This window comes from Plantibacter sp. M259, from assembly GCF_006065115.1.
Taxonomy (GTDB): domain Bacteria; phylum Actinomycetota; class Actinomycetes; order Actinomycetales; family Microbacteriaceae; genus Plantibacter; species Plantibacter auratus.
Map to the genome: position 1 here is coordinate 2,483,719 of NZ_CP040750.1, position 21,247 is coordinate 2,504,965.

Sequence of the window (21,247 nt, forward strand, 5' to 3'; positions counted from 1 at the left end):
GCACCAGCACGGCACCTCACCCCATCTGATCCGGCCACCCGCGCACCACGGCCACCCGAGTACGAAGGATCCAGCATGAACAGCAAGCGGAAAGCCGCGGCGGCACTCGCCACCGCGGCCCTCACCGCGGTGGCCCTCACCGCGTGCACCTCCTCGCAATCCTCCGATTCCTCCGGCGAGTACGTCTCCGGCGGCACCTTCGTCACCGCGATGAGCGGCGACCCGGGCAGCCTCGTCCCAATGACGGGGATCAGCCTCGAGGCCCGCGAGATCATCAGCTTCCACTACGAGTCGCTCGTGTACGTCAACGCCGACGGCGAGCTCCTGCCCTGGCTGGCCGAGAGCTGGGAGGAGGACGCGAGCTCCACCTCCATCACCTACACGCTCAAGGACGGCATCACCTGCGCCGACGGCACCCCGTTCACTGCGGAGACCGCCGCGGCGAACATCACCTACAACGCCGACCCGGCCAACGCGACCTTCTACTACGGCGCGCAGGTCTCCGAGCGCATGACCGCGACCGCCGACGGCAACCAGCTCACCGTCACGAGCTCGACGCCCGACCCGTTCATCCTCGCCAACACCGGCACCGTCGAGATGGTCTGCCAGGCCGGCCTCGACGACCCCGACTCCCTCGTCGAGACGATGAACGGCACCGGCCTCTTCACCCTCGACAAGGCGACCCCCGGCTCCAGCTACACCTTCACGAAGCGTGACGACTACACCTGGGGTCCCGAGGACGTCACGAGCGACACGAAGGGCCTGCCGGACACCTTCGAGGTCCGCGTCGTCACCGACCCCGGGACCGCCGCGAACCTGCTGCTCTCCGGTGACGTGAACGCCGCGAGCATCGGCGGCGCCGACCAGGACCGCGTCGAGGCCGCCGGTCTCGGCAGCGAGGGCGTGCGCAACCCGATCGGCGAGATGCTCTTCAACGAGCGTCCTGAGCGCCCCACCTCCGACCCGCTCGTCCGTGAGGCTCTCGTCACCGCGATCGACCGCGAGCAGGTCGGTGAGGTCGTCACCGACGGCACCGCCGAGGAGTCCAAGTCGCTCGTCGTGAAGAGCCCGTACCTCTGCGTCGCCGACGGCCCGCAGTGGACGCTCCCCGAGACGGACGTCGAGAAGTCCGGCGAGCTGCTCGACGAGGCGGGCTGGACGCTCGGTTCCGACGGCAAGCGCTCGAAGGACGGTGAGCCGCTGACGATCAAGTTCATCTACGACGCGGCCACCCCGAGCCACGCGGCAGCGGCCGAGCTCGTGCAGCAGACCTGGGACGAGCTGGGCGTCACGACGGAGCTCTCGGGCAACGACGCGAACGCCTGGTCCGAGCAGTTGTTCTCGACCTTCGACTGGGACACCGGCTTCGTGCAGATCGCTCCGGGCGGACCGGTCATCGTGAACACCTTCTTCGGTGGCGAGACCCCGGACAAGGGCGGCAACAACTTCATGTTCGTCGACAACCCGGAGTACGACGCGCTCGCCGAGCAGGCCAAGACGGCCAGCCCTGAGGAGACCTGCGACCTCTGGCAGCAGGCCGAGACGAAGCTCATCGAGCGGACGGACGTGTTCCCGATCGCCGACGCGCAGGACTTCCTGTACCTGAACGGCGCCGAGGTCGAGCGTCCGAACTTCATCCGCCCGACGAGCATCCGGATGGTCGGCTGATCATGACGATCCCCTCGACCGTGACCACCGAGCAGGCCACCGAGCAGGCCCAGGGCCCCGGCGGCCCGGCGGTCGCGCGTCGAGGGGGTCGCGGCGTCCTCGGCGGACTCTCCCCGCGGACCTCGTTCATCCTCCGACGACTCGGCCGGGTGCTCGTCTCCCTCGCCATCGTCATCGTCGCGACGTTCCTGATCGTGCAGCTCGTGCCGGGCGACCCGGTGCGGGCCGCACTCGGGAACAGCGCGACGCCGGAACTCGTCGAGCGCACGCGCGCCGACCTCGGCCTGAACGTGCCGGTGCCGGAGCAGTTCGTCAACTACGTCAGCGGGCTGTTCCGCGGCGACTTCGGCACGGCGATCGGGTCGCAGCGGCCGGTCGCCGACACGATCGCGCAGCGCTTCCCGGTGACGCTCACCCTCGCGGTCGCGTCCTTCCTCCTCGCCGCGATCGGCGCGTTCCCCATCGGCGTCGCGACCGCGGTGTCCTCGCGCACCGGCCGCCGCCGCCTCGCGGACCTCGGCGTCTCGGGTCTGCTCGGCGTGCTGATCGCCATCCCGAGCCTCCTGCTCGCCGTCGGTCTCATCGCGGTGTTCAGCATCGGGCTCAAGGTGCTCCCGGCCGCCGGCTGGGGAGGCTTCGACCAGGCGATCCTGCCGGTGGTGGCCCTCGCGGTCGGTCCGATGGCGTATCTCGCCCGCATCGTGCACGTGGAGATGCTGGCGGTCCTCGAGATGCCGTACATGACCACGGCACGGAGCAAGCGCCTCCCGACACACCTCGTCTACCTGCGGCACGCGCTGCCGAACATGGTGACGTCCACGCTCACGATCGGCGGCATCATCCTCACGGGCATGGTCGCCGGCACCGTGCTCATCGAGACGGTCTTCGCCATCCCCGGTCTCGGGACGAGCATCGTCTCGTCGATCACCTCGAAGGACTACCCGATGATCCAGGGCATCGTCCTCGTGTACGCGATCCTCGTCCTCGGCCTCAACCTCCTCATCGACATCGCGCTCGCGACGATCGATCCGCGCTCCTCGATCACGGAGGGCTGAGCTCATGAGCACCCGTCCGACCACCTCCGGTCCCACGCCCTCACGCCGGTCCCCGGTGCTCGACCGCCTCCGCACCCCGCGCGGCCTGACCGGCGCGATCGGAGCGCTCCTCATCATCGTGGTCGCGGTCGTCGGCCCGACCGTCTGGGGGTCCGCCGCCGACACGACGTCCGTGGCCGACCGCCTCGCCGGTGCGAGCCTCGCCCACCCCTTCGGCACCGACGAGCTCGGCCGGGACGTCTTCGCCCGGGTCATGGTCGCCACGCGGGTGTCCGTGCTGCTGACCCTCGGCGCGACGGCGATCTCCGTCATCGGCGGCGTCCTGCTCGGGGCCGTCGCGACGGTCCTGCCTCGACCGCTCCGCCGACTCGTCACCGCACTCATCGACATCCTGCTGTCGTTCCCTTGGCTCCTGATGGCCCTGTTCTTCTCGGTGATCTGGGGTGCGAGCGCCACCGGCGCGATGCTCGCCGTCGGGTTCGCCGGCGTGCCGACCTTCGCCCGCCTCACCTACACGCTCGCGTCGTCGCTGATCGGTCGCGACTACGTGAAGGCCGCGCGGATCGCCGGCGTCGGGCAGGCGGAGGTGCTCGTCCGGCACGTCATGCCGAACATGCTCCCGCCGATGCTCGTGAACGCGGCGGTCTCCGCCTCCGGCACGCTCCTCGCCTTCGCCGGCCTGTCCTTCCTCGGTCTCGGTGTGCAGGCGCCCGAGTACGACTGGGGTCGCCTCCTCGGCCTCGGGATCGCGCGCATCTACGGCAACCCGATGGCGGCGATCGGTCCCGGCATCGCGCTCGTCGTGTGCGGCGTCATCTTCACGCAGCTCGGCGAGCTCTGGAACGAGTCGTCGAAGCGGCTCCTCGGCCTGCCCGCGCCCGCGCGTCGTCGCACCGCGGCTCCCGCGACCGCCTCGACTGCGGCCGCGACGCCGGCCGACCAGGAGCCCGTCGTGCAGGTGCGCGACCTCCGCGTCGCCTTCCCGGACCGCGACGGCCGACTCGTCGAGCGCGTCCACGGCATCAGCCTCACGATCATGCCCGGCGAGGTCGTCGGTGTCGTCGGCGAGTCCGGATCGGGCAAGTCGGTGAGCGCGATGGCGATCGCCGCCCTCCTCGGGCCGGACTCCTCGGTACAGGCCTCGGAGCTGAGCTTCCGCGGGATCGACATGACCGCACCGCTCACGAAGGCCGAGCGCAGCCGCCTCGGCCTCGAGCTGGCGATGGTCTTCCAAGACCCGCTCACCTCGCTGAACCCCTCGCTCACGATCGGCAAGCAGCTCCGCGAGACCGTCGAGGTCCATGAGGGACTGTCGGCGGCCGAGTCGACGAAGCGTGCCGAGGCCGCACTCGAGTCGGTGCGGATCCCGCTCCCGGCGAAGCGCCTGAAGCAGTTCCCGCACGAGCTGTCCGGCGGCATGCGCCAGCGGGCCATGATCGGCATGGGGCTCATGGGACGCCCGAAGCTGCTGATCGCCGACGAGCCGACCACCGCGCTGGACGTGACGGTGCAGCGTCAGGTCCTCCGGGTGCTCCACGAGGCGCAGGAGCAGACGGGCGCTGCGATCCTGCTCATCTCGCACGACATCGCCCTCGTCAGCGGGTTCTGCGACCGCATCCTCGTCATGAAGGACGGCCGCATCGTCGAATCGCTCGACGCCGACCGCCTCCACGAGGCGCGGCACCCGTACACCCGTGGGCTCATCGCCTGCGTCCCCGACATGACCTCCGACCGCACCATGCCGCTCCCGGTCATCGGTGAGTCGTTCTTGGTCCCTGAGCCTGTCGAAGGGCCGGTCCCTGAGCTTGTCGAAGGGCCCATCACCACCGAAGGACAGCGCGCATGACCGGTCTCGAGTTCTCAGGCCTCACGGTCCGCTACGGCCACGGCGCGTCCGCGCACACCGCGGTCGACGGCTTCGACCTGACCGTCCGCCCGGGCACGTCCCACGGGCTCGTGGGGGAGTCCGGCTCGGGCAAGTCGACGGTCGCCGCGGCCGCCGTCGGTCTCGTCATCCCGAGCGCCGGCGGCATCCGACTGAACGGCGCCGACATCGTCGGGCGCTCGTCCGCTGCCCGGCGTGCGCGCCGACGCGTGCAACTCGTCTTCCAGGACCCGTACTCCGCGCTCGACCCGCGCATGCCGATCGGTTTGTCGATCGCTGAGGGATCTCGGGCGACCGGGCGCTCCTGGAGTCGCTCCGAGCAGCGGTCCCGGGTGGGCGAGCTGCTCGAGCGCGTGCACATCGACCCGGACCGGGCGGGCGACCTGCCGTCGGCGTTCTCGGGTGGTCAGCGGCAGCGCATCACGATCGCCCGAGCGCTCGCGGCCGAACCGGAGGTCCTCATCGCCGACGAGATCACCTCGGCGCTCGACGTGTCGGTGCAGGGCGTCGTCCTCAACCTGCTGCGCGAGCTGCAGCGTGAGCTCGAACTCACGGTGCTGTTCATCTCCCACAACCTCGCCGTCGTGAACTACATGTGCGACACGGTGAGCGTCATGCAGGCCGGCCGGGTCGTCGAGGCGGGCCCGACGGCAACCGTCCTGGCCGCTCCCGAGGACGCCTACACCCGCGAACTCCTGGCCTCGGTGCCCGTGATGGGCCGCCGCATGACCTGGGACGAGGAGTAGCGGCCCAGGCTGCTCGGCCGGGCCGCGCCCGGTCACTGAGCTCGCCTCCGCCGGTCACTGAGCTCGCCTCCGCCGGTCACTGAGCTCGCCTCCGCCGGTCACTTGCGCTCACCTCCGCCGGTCACTGAGCTCACCCCTTCCGGTCACTGAGCTCACCCCTTCCGGTCACTGAGCTTGTCGAAGTGCCCATGGGTGACGTCGCCCTTCGACAGGCTCAGGGACCGAGTTCTCCGGGTGGGCTTCTTCCGGTCACTGAGCTCACTTCCTCCGGTCACCGAGCTCACCGCTTCCGGTCGCGGAGCTCACCTCTTCCGGTCACTGAGCTTGTGCCCACGGGTGACGTCGCCCTTCGACAGGCTCAGGGACCGAGTTCTCCGGGTGGGCCTCTTCCGGTCGCGGAGCTCGCCTCTTCCGGTCACTGAGCTTGTCGAAGTGCCCACGGGTGACGTCGCCCTTCGGGCGGATCCTGAGCCTGTCGAAGGGCAGGGACCGAGGGGTCAGCCGCGCTGCTTGCGCGGCAGGGTCTCCGGGAGGAACGCGATCCCGACGATGCCGATCGCGCTGAGCACCAGCAGGTACGCCGCCACCAACCACGGTGCACCACCGCTCGCGGCGACGAGCGCGGTCGCGACCAGCGGGACCGTCCCGCCGACGAGGGCGGCCGGGATCTCACGCGAGAGCGCGATACCGCTCCACCGCATCGAGGTCGGGAAGATCTCGGCGAGCAGTGCTCCCGAGGTGCCGATCGTGGCGCCCTGGATGACGGCCAACCCGAGGATGAGGCCGAGCGCGACGACGACCGACTGCTCGGTGTTGTAGAGCAGGAACATCGGGAACGCGTAGAGCACCCCGAAGATCGCGGCGCCCATGAGGACGGGCTTCCGCCCGATGCGGTCGGCGAGGCGACCGAACAGCAGCGCCGTCGGGATGGTCAGGACCTCGGCGACGATGAGGCCGATGAGCGCCTCCGTCGGGTTCACGCTCAGCGTGCCCGTCACGTACGACAGCGAGAACACCTGCACGACGTAGACCCACGGCAGCGCGAACGCGAAGAGCCCCATGCCGCAGAGGATCACCCGCCAGTGCGAGCGGATGGCGCCGACGAGCGGTGCCGAGGTGACCGCGCCACGCTCCTCGGCGCTCTCGAACGCCTTCGTCTCCTTCACCCGCAGGCGGAAGTACAGCGCGAACGCGACGATGACGACGCTCGCGAGGAACGGGATCCGCCAACCCCAGCTCTGGAACTGCTCGATCGGCAGGGTGCTCACCACGGCGAAGACGGTGGTCGCGAGCGCCATGCCCACGTATACAGATGCACCGGGGAATGACGCGGCGAACGCACGGTGCTTCACGTCGGCGGACTCGCTCGCCATCGTGATCGCGCCGGCGAATTCGGCACCCGAGCCCATGCCCTGGAAGATCCGCAGCACGATGAGCAGGATCGGCGCCCAGATGCCGATGCTGTCGGCGGTGGGGAGGAGGCCGATGAAGGTGGTCGCGACGCCCATGAAGAGGAGCGTGATGAGCAACGTCGGTTTGCGCCCGAGCTTGTCGCCGTAGTGGGCGAAGATCAGGCCGCCGATCGGGCGGGCACCGAAGCCGACCGCGAAGCCGGCGAACGCGCCGAGCAGGCCGGCGAGGTCACCGGCGCCGGGGAAGAACAGCGGCGCGAACACGAGCGCGGAGGCCAGCCCGTAGAGGGTGAAGTCGTACCACTCGATGACGGTGCCGACCGAGCTGGCGAGGATGGCGCGGCGACGCTGCACCCGGGAGTCGAGGCCGTCGCGATCGATGTCGCTCTGACCGACGGCGGTGGTGTCTGCTCCGCGTGGGTCGCTCTCGCGCGCGCTCTGGATGGCCATGGCACTCCTTCGTGTTGGGCGCACCCGGACGGCCGGGACGCCTGACGAGGCTACCGGCCGTCTGGAGGCTCAGCCCATGTGCGGTCGGCACACTTCGGAGCCGATCCGGTGCGTCGGGAGCACACGGGGTGGGGTGCCCGAGGGCCGCCCCACCCCGGACAGTTGGCTGTGCCCATCTCCGGTCACTGTGCCATCTCCGGTCACTGTGCCATCTCCGGTCACTGAGCCATCTCCGGTCACTGAGCTTGTCGAAGTGCACACGGGTGACGTGGCCCTTCGACAGGCGATTCCTGAGCCTGTCGAAGGGCGGGACCGGGGGTGCTCGCTACAGCGCCTTCGACTCGCGGAGGATCCCGGCGAGCGTCTCCATCTGCTTCGCCTGCGACGTGTAGTCGAGGGCGGCGGTGTTCCAGGAGTGGATCTGACCGGCGACGAGTGCCGGGTGCGAGGCGAAGGTCGCCTGCGCCTCGAGGTCGCTCTGCTGGAAGCCCTCGACGTTGACGAGCAGGACGTCACCGGTCATCGCCTGGCCCGCGTTCTCCCAGCTGTAGATGTCCCAGTAGTAGTAGCCGTCCGGGTTCGCGTTCGTGTACGTCACGCCGAGTTCGCTGTACAGCTCGGTCTCCGGCTCGTCCTGCGGCTTGACGACGTAGATGCCACTCGCGTCCGCATACATCTGCGTGACCTCGAGGTCGGTCTCCTTCGCTGCGGCGGTCAGGTCTGCTGCTGCAGCGTCGTACTTCTCCTTCGCCGCGGCGATGGTGTCCTCGTCGGCTCCGAGCGCCTCGGACAGCTTGTTGAGCGAGGCGATGACGTCGGCACCCTTGCCGCCGACCTTGATGGCGACGACCGGGGCGATCTTCTCCAGCTGCTCCTGCTGTTCGACGTCGGCGACGCCGTAGTACGGACCCTTGAGGTCGAGCGTGCCGTCGCGGTCGGTCGGGTAGATCCCGGTCACGATGAGGTCGGGTGCCGCCTCGGCGAGTGCCTCGAGGTCGATCTCGCCGTAGCTGTTGCCGACGATGGCCGTGTCGCCGAGGTCATAGTCCGAGAACCGCTTGTCGGTGGCGACGTCGACGCGACCGAAGACCGCGACGGGGTCGATGCCGTTGCCGTGCAGGCCGAGCGCGTAGTCGGCGAAGCTCGCGACGCGCTTCGGCTGCTCGTCGAGCTTGACCGTGGTGCCGGTGTCGTCGGTGTAGCTCCAGGCGCCGCTGGAGTCGGCGTCGGATGCGGCGGTGGGGGAGCAGCCGGCGAGGCCGACCAGGGCGAGCGCCGGCACGAGTACGAGTGCGGCGCGGCGGAGGCGTGAAGAGATCGTCATGATACTTAGGGTAGCCGAACCTAAGTCACGAAACGATATCGGAATGCCCGATCGCCCGGATCACTCCGAGTCGAGGGCGATCGCGTCGTCGGGGTCGACGGGCACGATGAGCGGCGACCCGCTGCTCGGGTCGGGGATGACGATCGCGTCGAGGTCGAACGCCTCACGGAGTACGGCCGGGGTGAGGACCTCCCAGGGCGTGCCGTCGGCGATGACCCGGCCGCCGCCCACGACGACGAGTCGGTCGGAGTACCGGCCGGCGAGGGTGAGGTCGTGCAGCACCATGACCACCGTCGCGCCACGCTCGCGGTTGATCGACCGCACGAGTCGGAGGACGTCGAGCTGATGGCTGAGGTCGAGGAAGGTCGTCGGCTCGTCGAGCAGGATCGTGGGGGCCCGCTGCGCGAGGACCAGGGCGATCCAGGCCCGCTGCAGCTGGCCGCCCGACAGGGAGGCCGTGTCGCGGTCGGCGAGGGTCTCGAGACCGGTGGCGGCGAGCGCTTCGTCGACCGCGATCGTGTCGGCGGGCGTCCAGGGCTTCAGGAGGCTCTGGTGCGGGTGTCGCCCTCGAGAGACGAGGTCGCGGACGGTCGTCGCCGACGGCGTCAGCGGCTTCTGCGGCAGGATCGCCAGGCGGCGCGCGACCTCGCGGGTCGGGATCGACCGCACGCCGCGACCGTCGAGTTCGACCGTGCCGGCGGTCGGGGTGAGCAGGCGGCCGAACGCCTTCAGCAGCGTCGACTTGCCGCAACCGTTGGCGCCGATGAGGGTCGTGACCTCGCCCGTCTCGATGCGGAGGTCGAGCCCCTCGAAGACCACCGTCTGGTCGTAGGCCAGGGAGACGCCCCGCGCCTCGAGGGCGGGCGTCAGGCATTCCTTCACGAGCGATGCGGTCGTGGCGGGGTCGGTCATGCGGAGGTCTCCCGTTCCTTGCGGCGCGTCAGCAACCAGATGAGATAGGGCGCGCCGACGATCGCGGTGATGATGCCCACTGGGATCTCGCCCGGCAGGACGCCACGGACGAGTGCGTCGCCGCCCGTGACGATGACGGCTCCGAGCAGCGCGGAGGCGAGCAGGGGCGGGCGACCGGTGCGGGCGAGGCGGCGGGCGATCTGTGGTGCGACGAAGGCGACGAACTCGATCGGCCCTGCGGCGGACACGGCTGCGGCGACGAGCAGGACCGCGCACGCGATGACGACGATCCGATGCCGCTGGACCGCGACGCCGAGGCCGGTCGACAACTCGTCGCCGAGCTGGCTGATGTCGAGGCTGCTCGTCTGCAGGACCGCGATCGGCGTCAGGATCACCAGCGCGACGAGCACCGGCCACACGCTCGACCAGGAGATGCCCGAGAGGCTGCCGACGAGCCACTGCGCCGCCGCTGCAGCCTCGGTGATCTGCGCCCGGGCGATGAGGTAGCTCGTGATGCCGCCGAGCGTCGCGGTGGCACCGATGCCGATGAGGATGAGTCGGAAGCTGTCGACCCCGCCGCGCCAGGACAACGCGTAGACGGCGGCTGAGGTGACGAGCGCGCCGATCGCGGCCATGGCGGGCAGGCCGAGACTGAGCGCGCCGGCGCCGACCGAGTAGCTGCCGCCGACGAGGACGATCGCGGCCACGGCCCCGAGCGCGGCACCCGAGGTCACGCCGAGGATGTCCGGGGTCGCGAGCGGGTTGCGGGCGAACGTCTGGGTCAGCGCGCCGGCGAGTCCGAGGGATGCACCGACGAGGAGACCGCCGACGACCCGGGGGAGGCGGAGCTCGAACACGATGAGTTCCTGACCGCCGGTCCCGCCGCCGAGCAGGGTGGTGATGACGTCGGGGATCGTCAGGGACGACGAGCCGGCGACGATCCCGAGCAGGGCGAACGCCAGCGCGACGACGAGGCAGGCGATCGTGACGCCGACGACCCGCCCTCGCCACAGACGGCCGAAGAAGCGGCTGCCCTCCCGCACGGCGCTCACAGCTCCGCCATCCGTCCGCGGCGCACGATGGCGATGAAGGCGACCCCACCCGCGACGGTGAGGACGACGCCCACGGGCACCTCGGCGGTGCCACCGATGAGTCGACCGATCACGTCGCACGCGAGCAGCACGCTCCCGCCGACGAGTCCCGAGGCGGGGAGGAGCCAGCCGTGGTGCCCGCCCACGAGGATGCGGGCGATGTGCGGGGCGGTGAGTCCGACGAACGCGATCGGGCCGGTCAGGGCGACGGCGGCCGCCGTGAGCAGGGTGATCGCGGCGAGCCCCACGAGTCGCGCGCGGATGAGGTTCTCACCGAGGCCGTTCGCCAGCTCGGTCCCGAGCGCCAGGGCGTTCAGCGAGCGGATGTTGGCGATCGCGAACACGAGGCCGAGCCCGGCGAAGACGAGGGCCGCGTCGACGCCCGTGAGCGATCGTCCGGAGAGCGAACCGACCACCCAGATGCGATAGGCGGCGAGCGTCGTCTCGTCGGACAGGACGAGGTACGAGGTCAGGGCGACGAGGAGGGCCGAGACGGCGGTGCCGGCGATCGCGAGCGGGACGGGACTCGACAGGCCGCGACCGAGCGCGGCGACGGAGAACACGACGACGCTGGCGACGGTGGCGCCGAGCAGGGCGAGCCAGAGGGTGGTGACCACCGAGCTCGTGCCGAGCACGTAGACCCCGACGACGACCGCGAGACTCGCCCCGGCCGAGACGCCGAACAGGCCGGGGTCGGCGAGCGGGTTGCGGGTCTGCCCCTGCATGACGGCACCGGCGATCCCGAGGCAGACGCCGACGAGGACGCCGAGCACCGTGCGCGGCACCCGCGACCCCCAGACGACGGCGCCGGTGTCCTGGGTGGGGTCGAACAGGGCGGTGAGGACGGCAACGGGACTGATGAGGTTGCTGCCGAGCATCAGACTCGCGAGGGCGATGACGAGGAGCGCGGCTGCCAGTGTGCCGACGGCGAGCGCACGTCTCGATCGGAGGAGGGTCGCGCTGCGCATGCAGTTAGCCTAGCCTCACCTATCCCGGTCGCGATGCGCACCCGTCTTCGTCCGCGACGGACGGGCGGTCCATGGAACGGCGCCGGAGGTGTGGGGTTCACACATGGGTGAGGCCTCCATCGCCCGATACCGTTGACCGGTACGGAGTACAGCGATCAGGAGGACACGCATGGCCGAGCAGCCGTCGACCGGAGCCGACACCGAAGCGGTCCTCGCCGCCACGGAACGACTCGCCGTCCCGCCCGGCTCGCTCGAGGGCGTCGTGGTCCTCGACCTCTCCCGCGTCCTCGCGGGCCCCTACGCCGCGTCGATGCTCGCCGACCTCGGCGCGACCGTCATCAAGATCGAGAACCCGAACGACCCCGACGTCTCCCGGGGCTTCCCGCCCTACCTGCGTGACGGCGACGAGGAGTTCAGCGGCTACTACGGCCAGTACAACCGCGGCAAGTTCGGTCTGGCGCTCGACCTCGCGAGCGACGCCGGCAAGGAGGTGCTGCGCGACCTCGTCGCGAGCGCCGACATCCTCGTCGAGAACTTCCGCCCGGGGACGATGGCGAAGCTCGGCCTGCCGTACGAGGCGCTCGCCGCCATCAACCCGAAGCTCGTGTACACCGCGATCTCCGGCTACGGGCAGACGGGTTCACGGAGCCGCCGTCCGGCGTTCGACAACACGGCGCAGGCCGCCGGCGGGCTCTGGTCCATGAACGGCTACGCGGACCAGCCGCCCGTGCGCGTCGGCGTCACGATCGGTGACCTCTCCGCGACGATGTTCGGCGTCATCGGAACCCTCGCCGCGCTCCGGCACGCCGAGCGCACCGGCGTCGGGCAGCTCGTCGACGTCGCCCAGGTCGACAGCATCATCGCGATGACCGAGACCGCCGTCGTCGACTACACCGTCGACGGGACGGTAGCCTCGCCGTCCGGCAACGAACACGCCTGGGTGCGGCCCTACGAGCTGTTCCCCTGTGCCGACGGACAGGTGTTCTTCGGCGCGTACACCGACAAGCTCTGGAAGGCGAGCTGCGAGCTGTTCGGCACGCCCGAGGCGATCGCCGACCCCGAGATCGACACCATGCGCAAGCGCTTCGACGAGGAGGTCTACGCCCGACGCGTCAAGCCGCTCGTCGTCTCCTGGTTCGCAGACCGCACCCGCGCCGAGCTCGAGGAGCTGGCCGGCGACGTCGTCCCGCTCACCGCCGTGAAGACCATCGGCGAGGTCGTCGAGGACCCGGGGACCGCCGAACGCGACATGGTCGTCGAGACCGACTACGGCTCCTTCGGCACCCTCCGCTCCTTCGGCCAGCCGATCAAACTGAGCGCGACCCCCGCGACCACCGACCGCCCCGCGAACCACATGGGCGAACACGCGGACGACGTGCTCACGGCGCTCGCCGGGTACGACGCCGACCGCATCGCGGCGTTGCGTTCCGACGGGGTGATCTGAGTGGGAGCTGTGGAGCGGACAGAGCAGCTCGATCTCCGTCCCGCCTCCTGGTACCGCAGCACCTTCGCGACCGCGGCACCGGAACCGGTCCTCGGAGACGAGCTCCCCGCCGGTTGGGAGGGCGTCCACTTCCCGTTCGAGACACCGTTCGCGCAGCTCCGCGAGGACGGCTCACCGGCGGAGGACGGCGTGCTGCCCACCATCGACCTGCCGCGCCGCATGTACGCGGGGGAGGACACGGAGTTCCTGGCGCCGCTCCGCTACGGCGACGTGGTGACGCAGCGCACGAGCCTCGGTTCGCTCATCGAGAAGCAGGGGCGGGCCGGCCGCCTGGTCTTCGCCGACCTCGTGCGTGAGTATCTCGTCGACGGCGAGGTCGCCGTCCGCAGCACCTGGCACGACGTGTTCCTCGAGGCGCAGCCCGCGGTGCCCTCACCGCGGACGGCGGCGTCCGAGGTGGCCGCCGAGGACGCGGTCGATCCCGACGCCGGAGCCGACTGGACGGTGACCCGGTCACTCGACTCCCGCCAGCTGTTCCGCTTCTCGGCCGTGACGGGCAACACGCACCGCATCCACTACGACCGCCAGTGGGCGCGTGAGGTCGAGGGGCTCGACGACCTCCTCGTGCACGGCCCGCTCACCCGCATCCTGGTGCTCGACGCCCTCACGGCGAACGCCGGTGGTCGTCGGCTCGCGTCGGTCCGCTTCCGGGCGAAGGCGCCGGTGCTCGTCGACACGGCGTTCCGCATCGCGGGGACGGCCGGCCCGGAGGGCACCTCGGTCGTCGTGCGTGCCACCGACGGCACGGTCCTGGCCTCGGCAGACGCCACCTGGCGCCCCTGACCACCGCGGTGCCTTCCTCCGGTCACTGAGCCCTCTTCCATCGGTCACTGAGCCCTCTTCCATCGGTCACTGAGCCCTCTTCCATCGGTCACTGAGCTTGTCGAAGTGCCCACGGGGTACACCGCCCTTCGACAGGCTCAGGGACCGGGGTAGGTTGTCCGGCTCTGGGACTGGATCCGCTCTTGGCCGCTGTGTCTTCCTCCGGTCACTGAGCTGCGCCGCACTGAGCCTGTCGAAGTGTCGAAGTGCCCACGGGGTACGCCGCCCTTCGACAGGCTCAGGGACCGGGGTGGGGGCTCAGGGACCGGGGTGGGTGCTCAGGGACCTGGGTAGGTGCTCAGGGGCGGGGATCGCTGTCGCCCCGCCTACGCGTCGATCACGAGCGTCGGCGTCAGCGAACGCGACACACACGGGTACATGATCATCGACGCGTCGTCGGTCGTCAGGGAGTCGCGATGCTCCGGCGTCCCGTCCACCACCTGCACGGCACAGGAGCCGCAGACGCCGCGCATGCACGACCCGGCGACACCGACCCGCGCGGCCTGCATCGCCTGCAGCATCGTCTGCCCGGCGGGAACCTCGACGGTCCGCTCCGACCTCGCGCACTCGACGGTGAACGCCGTGTTCGGCAGGTAGGCGCGGGGCTTCGGCTCGAACCGCTCGAGGTGCAACCGGCAGTCCTCGGGCAGCGTCTCGGCCAGGTTCGTGAGGGTGTCCGTGAACCCGCGCGGCCCGCAGGCCGACACGACGGTGCCCGGCTCGAGTCCAGCGAGGAGGCCGGCCAGGTCGAGTCGACCGCTCTCCGCGCTGACATGGATCCGCACGTGGTCGCCCAGGGCTTCGAGCTCCGGCGCGAACGCGATGTCCTCCCGCGTGCGCACCGCGTAGACGAGGGTCCAGTCGGCGTCGCCCGCGGCCAGCCGGCGCGCCATCGAGAGCAGCGGCGTGATCCCGATGCCGGCAGCGAGCAGCAGGTGCCGCTTCGCGTCCGAGAGTGGGAACAGGTTCCGCGGCGGCCGGATGAACACCTTCCGACCGACCTTGAGGAAGTTGTGGATGTAGTGCGACGCACCCCGCGAGTGCTCCTCCCGCAGGACGGCGATCCGATACCGGAACTCGTCCGCCGGATCACCGCAGAGCGAGTACTGCCGTTCGTGGCGGGTGATGAGCTGCAGGTCGATGTGCGCTCCGGGGTCCCACGGCGGGAGCCGGCGACCTTCCGGATCGGCGAGCACGACGCTGACGATCGTCGGCGTCTCGCGCACGATCTCCTGCACGATGAGCGGGGTCATACCCGCGCGATTGCGCATCAGGAGTCCCTCGTATCGATAGCATCGCCGATCTGGAGATCAGGACCGGTCATGCCCGCGCGGTTGCGCATCAGGAATCCCTCCTGCTTCCAATCATCAGTACAGGCTCTTTGCTTCCAGCCATCAGTACAGGCTCTGGTTCCCGACGGCGACCGCCTCGTCGATGGCGTCGCCGACCTCGGTGCTCAGCCCCGACATGCTCGCCCAGATCCGGCCCGCACTCGGCACCTCGGCCGCGAGCTCCTGCATCTCGGCGTCCCACAGCCCGCCGCGGAGAAGTGCCCGCCCGCAGTGCAGGTAGACCTCCTCGGTGCGCACGACGATCGCGAGCTGCGGGGTCACGTGATCCTGCTCGAGCATGGCCATCAGTGCCGGGTCGTCGGTGACGGTGGCCGTCCCGTTGATCCGGAGGGTCTCGCTCATGCCGGGGACGAAGCACAGCATGCCGATGTGGCCGTTCTGGACGATGTTCTGCAGGGAGTCGGCCAGCCGGTTGCCGAGGCGCTCCGGGATCACGAGCGTGCGGGTGTCGAGCGCCCGGACGAACCCCGGGTAGTCCCCGCGCGGGGAGTTGTCGCACCGCCCGTCGGCGTCGGACGTCGCGATGGTGCAGAACGGCGAGTGGGCGAGGAAGGCGAGGCAGTTCTCGTCGAGCTCGTCCATGATCTTGGCCGTCGCCGCGGGATCCGGTTCGCCGAGGGAGCGACGGATGGTGTCGACGTCGATCGACGCGAACGCGCTGGCCTGCATGGCGGACCCCTTCTCTGTCCCTCCGACCCTACGGACGTCCCTCGCGCGCCTCAATGGGCTGTCGGCACACGGTTCGCCCGTGTCCTGTGCCACCGACCCAGCCGCAGCGATCATTCCGCCCCGGTTCATCGGCCGAACGAGCGGCGGAACATCGCCTTCGCGCGCGCCGCGGTGTCGGCTCGATGGGAATCGGGGATGCGGGTGAGGGTCGCTCCCACCATCGAGATCGCCATGAGGATGTCGTCGGGCTCGACGTGGTCGGCGATGCGGTGCGCAGCCAGCTCCTTCGCGTGCAGGGCGTGCGCGAGGCGGTCGAGGCGGGTGCCGAGCTCGATCACGCGCGGGTCGTCGCCCTCGCCGAGGATCGCCTCGACGAAGGGCGAGGTGACGAGGGCCTGGTCGATCACGACGTCGAGCAGGGTGTCGAGGGTCGCATCGGGTCGCCCGGTGTGCTCCTCCAACTCGCCGACGTTCTCGTCGAGCACCGCGAGCGCGAGGGAGAGTCGGTCGGGGAAGTGCCGGTACAGGCTGCCCTGTCCGACGCCCGCCCGCTTCGCGACCGCGCTGAGGGGAGCGCTGAAGCCGTCCGCGGCGAAGACCTGACGCGCTGCGGCGACGAGCGCCCGGCGGTTCTCGGGTCCCGCGCTCGGGCCTCGGTTCGGCTTCGGGGGCGTGGACGACATCCCGGTAGCGTAACGCCGCGCGGCCGGTCCTGAGCACCCGGCTGGGAGCCCGCCGTGAGGGCTGGTGGCCATGACCTGGACGGCGTAACGTATACCGGACAATGATGTCCGGTATGGATCGAGGTCCATATGATCCCGCCGCTCATCGCCCTCCCGAGACCGAAGGAACCTCATGAGCGCCCTCACCGCCAACACCCCGATCGCCGCGTGGCTCGCCGACCCCACCGGTGGACCGCTCATCCGCGGCCTCCTCACCCAGCTGGGCACCGAGGAGTCGCAGCTCGCCCCGATCTCGGGCCTCCCGCTCCAGCAGCTCGTCGCCCTGAGCCAGGGCAAGCTGCCCCAGTCGCTCATCGACGAGCTCGTCCTCGCCGCGAACGACGGCGTCGCACCCGTCGACGAAGCGCCTCAGGGGTGGCAGGAGCGCATCACCGTCGGTCGGTTCGCCGGGAAGACCGTGATCGTCACCGGGGCTGCCTCCGGGATCGGCCGTGCCACGGCATCCCGTGTCGCGCGCGAGGGTGGTCGGGTCGTCGCCGTGGACCTCTTCGAGGACAAGCTCGCCGATCTCGCCTCGAGCCTGCCGGACGCCGACCTCGTCACGGTCGCCGGCGACATCACGAAGCAGGACGACATCGATGCGATCGTCGCCGCAGCAGGGGAGCGGATCGACGCGCTCGCCAACGTCGCCGGCATCAACGACGACTTCTCCCCGCTCCACGAGACCTCCGACGCCACCTGGGAACGGGTGATGGGCGTGAACGTCACCGGCGCCTTCAAGCTGACCCGCGCGGTCCTGCCGTCGATGGTCGCGGCCGGATCCGGTTCGGTCGTCAACATCGCGTCCGAGGCCGGGCTCCGCGGCAACGCCTCGGGGAACGCCTACACGACCTCGAAGCACGCGGTCGTCGGCATGACCAAGAGCGCCGCCTTCATGTACGGACCGCACGGCGTCCGGGTCAACGCGGTCGCTCCTGGCGGCGTCGCGACGGGGATCCCCTTCCCGCCGAACGTCTCCGAGGCCGGCTCGGCGCGGCTCGGACCGTTCCAGGCGGCGATCCCGACGATCGCGACCGCGGAGCAGCTCGCGGCGTCCATCACCTTCCTGCTGAGCGACGACGGCGTCAACGTCAACGGCGTCATCCTGCCGTCCGACGGCGGATGGTCGGTGCAGTAGTCGCCGAGGCGCAGAACTTCAGCAATCGGTAAGAACAGCGGTTCTTAACGACCGTTCGGGGCGGGATGAACGCGTTTCTGCTGCGAATCTTGAAGCACACGGGCCGCTCTGCGACGCCCGTCCCCTGCGAACGGTCTGAACGAGTACGGCCGGAACGACCGTTCGCACTGCGGTGACACCGCTCACAGGGCCCCACCGATCTTGGCGGAAGGTGGGGCCCTGCGCCGTGTCCGGCCGGCCTTGTGCCGTGCGCGGGGTCAGCGTGGGATCGCCGCGGCGAAGCGCCACGGCTGGGAGCGGATCGTCGCGGCGGCCCGGGTGATCGCACCGAGGGCGACGACGTCAGCGCCGAGTCGCGAGGCCCGCACGATCGGCGTCGGGGCGTAGGTGCCTTCGCCGAGCCAGGTCTGCGCCGCGGCGATGACGGGGGAGGCGACGCGGGCCACGCCACCGGCGACGACGACCTCGTCCACGTCGAGCAGGCTGCCGAGCAGGACGCAGACCCGCCCGAGGCGCTCCCCGAGACGTTCGACGAGTCTGCCGGCATAGGCGTCGCCCGAGGCTGCGGCGTCGATGATGCGGCCGACGTCGAGCGTGCCGATCGGCATCCGGGCGAGGGGAGAGGTCGCCGGCACCGCGCCGGATCGCTGATCCTCCTCCAGCCACGACCGTGCCGCACCGTCGAGGCCCTCCGGCGAACCGACGCCCTCGACCATGCCGAGCACGCGGAGTTCGCCCGCACCGCCCGCGCCGCCGTGGAGCAGCACGCCGTCCACGATGAGCCCCGCGCCGAAGCTCGCCTCGGCCAGGAGGACGGCGATGGACTCGCGCGCCACCTCGCCGAGGGCGCGCTCGGCCGTGGCCGCGAGGTTGGCGTCGTTCTCGAGCACGACGTCGCCCCAGGGGCCGAGGCGGCTCGCGAAGTCCGGGTTCATCCGGGCCCAGTAGTCGTGATCGCCACGCGGGGAGCGGCCGTGCGCGTCGACCGGTGCCGGGACGCCGACGGCCGTCACGAGCACCTGCCCCGGGGTCGCGCCGGCCTGCGTGGTCGCCTCCTCGACGACGGTCCGTGCGGTCGCGAGGCGGAGGTCTGGGTCTTCGTCCCCGCCCACGATGGGCCGTTCGGCGCGGCCGACGACCTCACCACGGAGGGTCGCGACGAGTGCCGCGACCCGGTGCTGCCCCACATCGAGGCCGACCACGAACGCGGTGTCAGCGGCGAGTTCGTAGCGCCTGGCGGGTCGTCCTCGCCGGTAGTCGCCGGCGGCCCGGGCGTCGTCGAGCTCCCGGATCCAGCCGCGGTCGGCGAGGGCGTCGCAGGCGTTCAACACGGTCGCGCGGGTCAGGCCGGTCCCGTCCATGACGTCGCTCGCCGTGAACGCACCGTGGTCGAAGGCGTAGGCGGCGACGAGTTCGACGCTCGCCCTGCCCGTCTCGATCCCCGGTTCCGCCATGGGGTGACTGTAGCAGGGTTGCATTACTAGATATGGCCGCTATATTTAGTGGCGAAGGTCGACCACCGCCGGTCACGACAGTGCTCGGCTCCGCACCCCGAAAGGAACCGTCCGAGCATGAGCACCAGTACCGCCCCGACATCATCAGACGCTTCGGACCTCCGGGTCGGCGTCATCGGCCTCGGCTTCGCCGGGACCACGCACCTGGACGCCTTCACCGCACTCCCCGGTGCCACCGTCGTCGCCCTGTCCGGTCAGGAACCGGCGCGCCTCGCCGAGCTGGCCGAGAGCCGCGGGGTCCCCGAGACCTACGCCGACTGGGAGGACCTCGTCGCCCGCGACGACCTCGACATCGTCTCGATCGGTGTGCCGAACGCCCTGCACCACCCGATCGCCGTGGCCGCGCTCCGCAGCGGCAAGCACGTCTTCTGCGAGAAGCCGCTCGCCACGACCGCCGACCTCGCCGCCGAGATGGTGGAGGCTGCGACCGCCGCCGACCGCGTCCTCGAGGTCGCGTACAACCACCGCCGTCGTGCCGACGTCGCCTACCTCGCGCGCTACCTAGCCGAGGAGCCGATCGGTCGCGTCTACCACTCGCGCGCCTCCTGGCTCCGTCGTCAGGGCGTGCCCGGCATCGACTCCTGGTTCACGAACAAGGCCGCGGCCGGTGGCGGGCCGCTCATCGACCTCGGCTCCCACGTGCTCGACATCGCGCTGTCACTCCTCGGCGAGCCGCGCGTGACGCACGTCTCGGCCGTCGCGTACAACGAGCTCGGCCGCGCCGGTCGCGGTGGCTCCTCTGGCGGCGGTCCGGTCTCGAGCCGGTCCACGCACGCCTTCGACGTCGAGGACTTCGCGTCCGCCCTCCTGCGGTTCGAAGACGGCGGCAGCCTGCACCTCGAGGCGTCGTGGGCGTCCTACTCGAAGGCCCACGAGGACATCTCGGTCGAGCTCCTCGGCTCGGAGGGCGGCGTCCGCCTCCACGTCGACAACTACAACACCGAGGGGACCGTCACGATCTACCGCGACGTCGCCGGTGCGCCGACGATCGAACGTCCCGCGGTCCAGGTCCCGGCCGGCCACCACCAGTCGGTCATCGCGGAGTTCCTCGACACCATCCGCACGGGCGAGACCGCCGGCGGTGAGCTCCGGTTCGCCGGTCACCACGGCGAGTATGCCCTGCACCGCAGCCGCGTCATCGACGCCGCCTACGCCTCGGCCGCCGCCGGGCACGAACTGGAGGTCCCCGCATGAGCACCACGACACCGATCCGCATCCGCGTCTGGAACGAGTTCGTCCACGAGTCCCGCGGTGACGCCGTGGTGCTCGGCCACTACCCCGACGGCATCCACGCCGTGATCGCGGCGGGCCTCGAGGAGTCGCTCGGCGACGCCGTGTCCGTCTCGACCGCGACCCTCCAGGATCCCGAGCACGGTCTCACCGAGGAGGTCCTCGCGAACACCGACGTCCTCTTCTGGTGGGGGCACATCGCCCACGACCAGGTCTCCGACGAGGTCGTCGAGCGGGTCGTCCGGCACGTCCACGCCGGTATGGGCATCGTCGTGCTGCACTCCGGTCACTACTCGCGGGTCTTCCAGCGGCTGATGGGCACGAGCTGCGCCCTCAAGTGGCGGAACGACGGCGAGCGGGAGCTCGTCTGGACGGTGCTCCCGGACCACCCGATCGCGCAGGGTGTCCCGCACCCCATCGTCATCGACCGCCAGGAGATGTACGGGGAGCACTTCGACATCCCGCGTCCCGACGAGGAGGTGTTCCTCTCCACCTTCGCGGGCGGCGAGGTCTTCCGGTCAGGTGTCACCTACCACCGCGGTCGCGGGCGCGTGTTCTACTTCTCGCCGGGCGACCAGGAGTACCCGGTCTACCACCACCCCGACATCCGTCGAGTGCTGGCGAACGCGGCCGAGTGGGCGCGCCCGACGATCGAGCGCACGCCGCCGACCGCGGATCAGCACCCGAGGGACTGGTTCTTGAACTAGCGCGTCCGCGTCCCTGACACCAGCCCCTCCACCGATCCGTTGGGCAGCGAGAGGCTGGTGACAGGCCGATCGGCCGAT

18 protein-coding genes are annotated in these 21,247 nt (G+C 70.5%); 9 read left to right on the plus strand and 9 right to left on the minus strand.

Annotation, left to right across the window (positions count from 1 at the left end):
- The first annotated feature begins 75 nt into the window (after positions 1 to 75).
- The 4 genes from FGL15_RS11575 to FGL15_RS11590 are packed head-to-tail and all read left to right on the plus strand — an operon-like array spanning position 76 to position 5,354.
- Positions 76 to 1,668 (plus strand): ABC transporter substrate-binding protein, encoded by a 1,593-nt coding sequence (locus FGL15_RS11575; protein WP_138946151.1) that lies wholly within the window; start codon positions 76 to 78, stop codon positions 1,666 to 1,668.
- A 2-nt stretch (positions 1,669 to 1,670) separates the two neighbouring features.
- Entirely contained in the window at positions 1,671 to 2,723 is a 1,053-nt protein-coding gene (locus tag FGL15_RS11580; protein WP_086472924.1) for an ABC transporter permease, read from the plus strand.
- A gap of 4 nt (positions 2,724 to 2,727) precedes the next feature.
- Complete coding sequence (locus FGL15_RS11585; RefSeq protein ID WP_138946152.1) at positions 2,728 to 4,569, plus strand: dipeptide/oligopeptide/nickel ABC transporter permease/ATP-binding protein; 1,842 nt, start codon at positions 2,728 to 2,730, stop codon at positions 4,567 to 4,569.
- Complete coding sequence (locus FGL15_RS11590) at positions 4,566 to 5,354, plus strand: ABC transporter ATP-binding protein (RefSeq protein ID WP_079704789.1); 789 nt, start codon at positions 4,566 to 4,568, stop codon at positions 5,352 to 5,354. Before FGL15_RS11585 ends, FGL15_RS11590 begins: the two co-directional genes overlap by 4 nt.
- Positions 5,355 to 5,851: 497 nt before the next feature.
- Here FGL15_RS11590 and FGL15_RS11595 read toward each other — a convergent pair whose 3' ends face one another.
- From FGL15_RS11595 to FGL15_RS11615, 5 genes are all read right to left on the minus strand, one after another.
- Complete coding sequence (locus tag FGL15_RS11595) at positions 5,852 to 7,216, minus strand: MFS transporter (protein ID WP_138946153.1); 1,365 nt, start codon at positions 7,214 to 7,216, stop codon at positions 5,852 to 5,854.
- Between the two features lie 325 nt (positions 7,217 to 7,541).
- Positions 7,542 to 8,540, minus strand: coding sequence for an ABC transporter substrate-binding protein (locus tag FGL15_RS11600; RefSeq protein ID WP_138946154.1), 999 nt, complete (start codon positions 8,538 to 8,540; stop codon positions 7,542 to 7,544).
- 60 nt (positions 8,541 to 8,600) lie between these two features.
- Entirely contained in the window at positions 8,601 to 9,452 is an 852-nt protein-coding gene (locus tag FGL15_RS11605; RefSeq protein WP_138946155.1) for an ABC transporter ATP-binding protein, read from the minus strand.
- On the minus strand, positions 9,449 to 10,504 hold the full coding sequence (locus tag FGL15_RS11610) for an iron chelate uptake ABC transporter family permease subunit (RefSeq protein WP_064297044.1): 1,056 nt from the start codon (positions 10,502 to 10,504) through the stop codon (positions 9,449 to 9,451). The genes FGL15_RS11605 and FGL15_RS11610 overlap by 4 nt, the downstream gene beginning before the upstream one ends.
- Positions 10,501 to 11,511 (minus strand): iron ABC transporter permease, encoded by a 1,011-nt coding sequence (locus FGL15_RS11615; protein WP_138946156.1) that lies wholly within the window; start codon positions 11,509 to 11,511, stop codon positions 10,501 to 10,503. Before FGL15_RS11615 ends, FGL15_RS11610 begins: the two co-directional genes overlap by 4 nt.
- A gap of 169 nt (positions 11,512 to 11,680) precedes the next feature.
- On the opposite strand from FGL15_RS11615, the gene FGL15_RS11620 reads away from it, so the two are divergent.
- Both FGL15_RS11620 and FGL15_RS11625 read left to right on the plus strand, forming a co-directional pair.
- Positions 11,681 to 12,955: a CaiB/BaiF CoA-transferase family protein gene (locus FGL15_RS11620; RefSeq protein ID WP_138946157.1), complete on the plus strand. Its 1,275-nt coding sequence runs from the start codon at positions 11,681 to 11,683 to the stop codon at positions 12,953 to 12,955.
- Positions 12,956 to 12,964: 9 nt separating this feature from the next.
- Positions 12,965 to 13,798: a MaoC family dehydratase N-terminal domain-containing protein gene (locus FGL15_RS11625; RefSeq protein WP_205858612.1), complete on the plus strand. Its 834-nt coding sequence runs from the start codon at positions 12,965 to 12,967 to the stop codon at positions 13,796 to 13,798.
- 365 nt (positions 13,799 to 14,163) lie between these two features.
- On the opposite strand, the gene FGL15_RS11630 is transcribed toward FGL15_RS11625, so the two are convergent.
- The 3 genes from FGL15_RS11630 to FGL15_RS11640 all read right to left on the minus strand — a co-directional run bounded on the left by FGL15_RS11630 (position 14,164) and on the right by FGL15_RS11640 (position 16,541).
- A complete protein-coding gene (locus FGL15_RS11630) occupies positions 14,164 to 15,108 on the minus strand; it encodes a PDR/VanB family oxidoreductase (protein ID WP_138946159.1) in 945 nt (314 codons plus the stop codon).
- 123 nt (positions 15,109 to 15,231) lie between these two features.
- Positions 15,232 to 15,858 (minus strand): MSMEG_1061 family FMN-dependent PPOX-type flavoprotein, encoded by a 627-nt coding sequence (locus FGL15_RS11635; protein ID WP_071261734.1) that lies wholly within the window; start codon positions 15,856 to 15,858, stop codon positions 15,232 to 15,234.
- A gap of 125 nt (positions 15,859 to 15,983) precedes the next feature.
- Positions 15,984 to 16,541 carry a TetR/AcrR family transcriptional regulator gene (locus FGL15_RS11640; RefSeq protein WP_138946160.1) on the minus strand — a complete coding sequence of 186 codons (558 nt, stop codon included), beginning with the start codon at positions 16,539 to 16,541 and terminating at the stop codon, positions 15,984 to 15,986.
- A gap of 172 nt (positions 16,542 to 16,713) precedes the next feature.
- Here FGL15_RS11640 and FGL15_RS11645 point away from each other — a divergent pair, with 172 nt between their 5' ends.
- On the plus strand, positions 16,714 to 17,718 hold the full coding sequence (locus FGL15_RS11645) for an SDR family NAD(P)-dependent oxidoreductase (RefSeq protein ID WP_138946161.1): 1,005 nt from the start codon (positions 16,714 to 16,716) through the stop codon (positions 17,716 to 17,718).
- Between the two features lie 257 nt (positions 17,719 to 17,975).
- Here the strand turns inward: FGL15_RS11645 and FGL15_RS11650 are convergent, their stop codons facing one another.
- Complete coding sequence (locus tag FGL15_RS11650) at positions 17,976 to 19,172, minus strand: ROK family transcriptional regulator (protein WP_168223383.1); 1,197 nt, start codon at positions 19,170 to 19,172, stop codon at positions 17,976 to 17,978.
- 117 nt (positions 19,173 to 19,289) lie between these two features.
- Between FGL15_RS11650 and FGL15_RS11655 the strand changes: the two genes are divergently transcribed.
- Together FGL15_RS11655 and FGL15_RS11660 are read left to right on the plus strand one after the other, a co-directional pair.
- Positions 19,290 to 20,426, plus strand: coding sequence for a Gfo/Idh/MocA family protein (locus tag FGL15_RS11655; RefSeq protein WP_138946163.1), 1,137 nt, complete (start codon positions 19,290 to 19,292; stop codon positions 20,424 to 20,426).
- Positions 20,423 to 21,169 (plus strand): ThuA domain-containing protein, encoded by a 747-nt coding sequence (locus tag FGL15_RS11660; RefSeq protein ID WP_205858613.1) that lies wholly within the window; start codon positions 20,423 to 20,425, stop codon positions 21,167 to 21,169. Before FGL15_RS11655 ends, FGL15_RS11660 begins: the two co-directional genes overlap by 4 nt.
- Positions 21,170 to 21,247 lie beyond the last annotated feature (78 nt).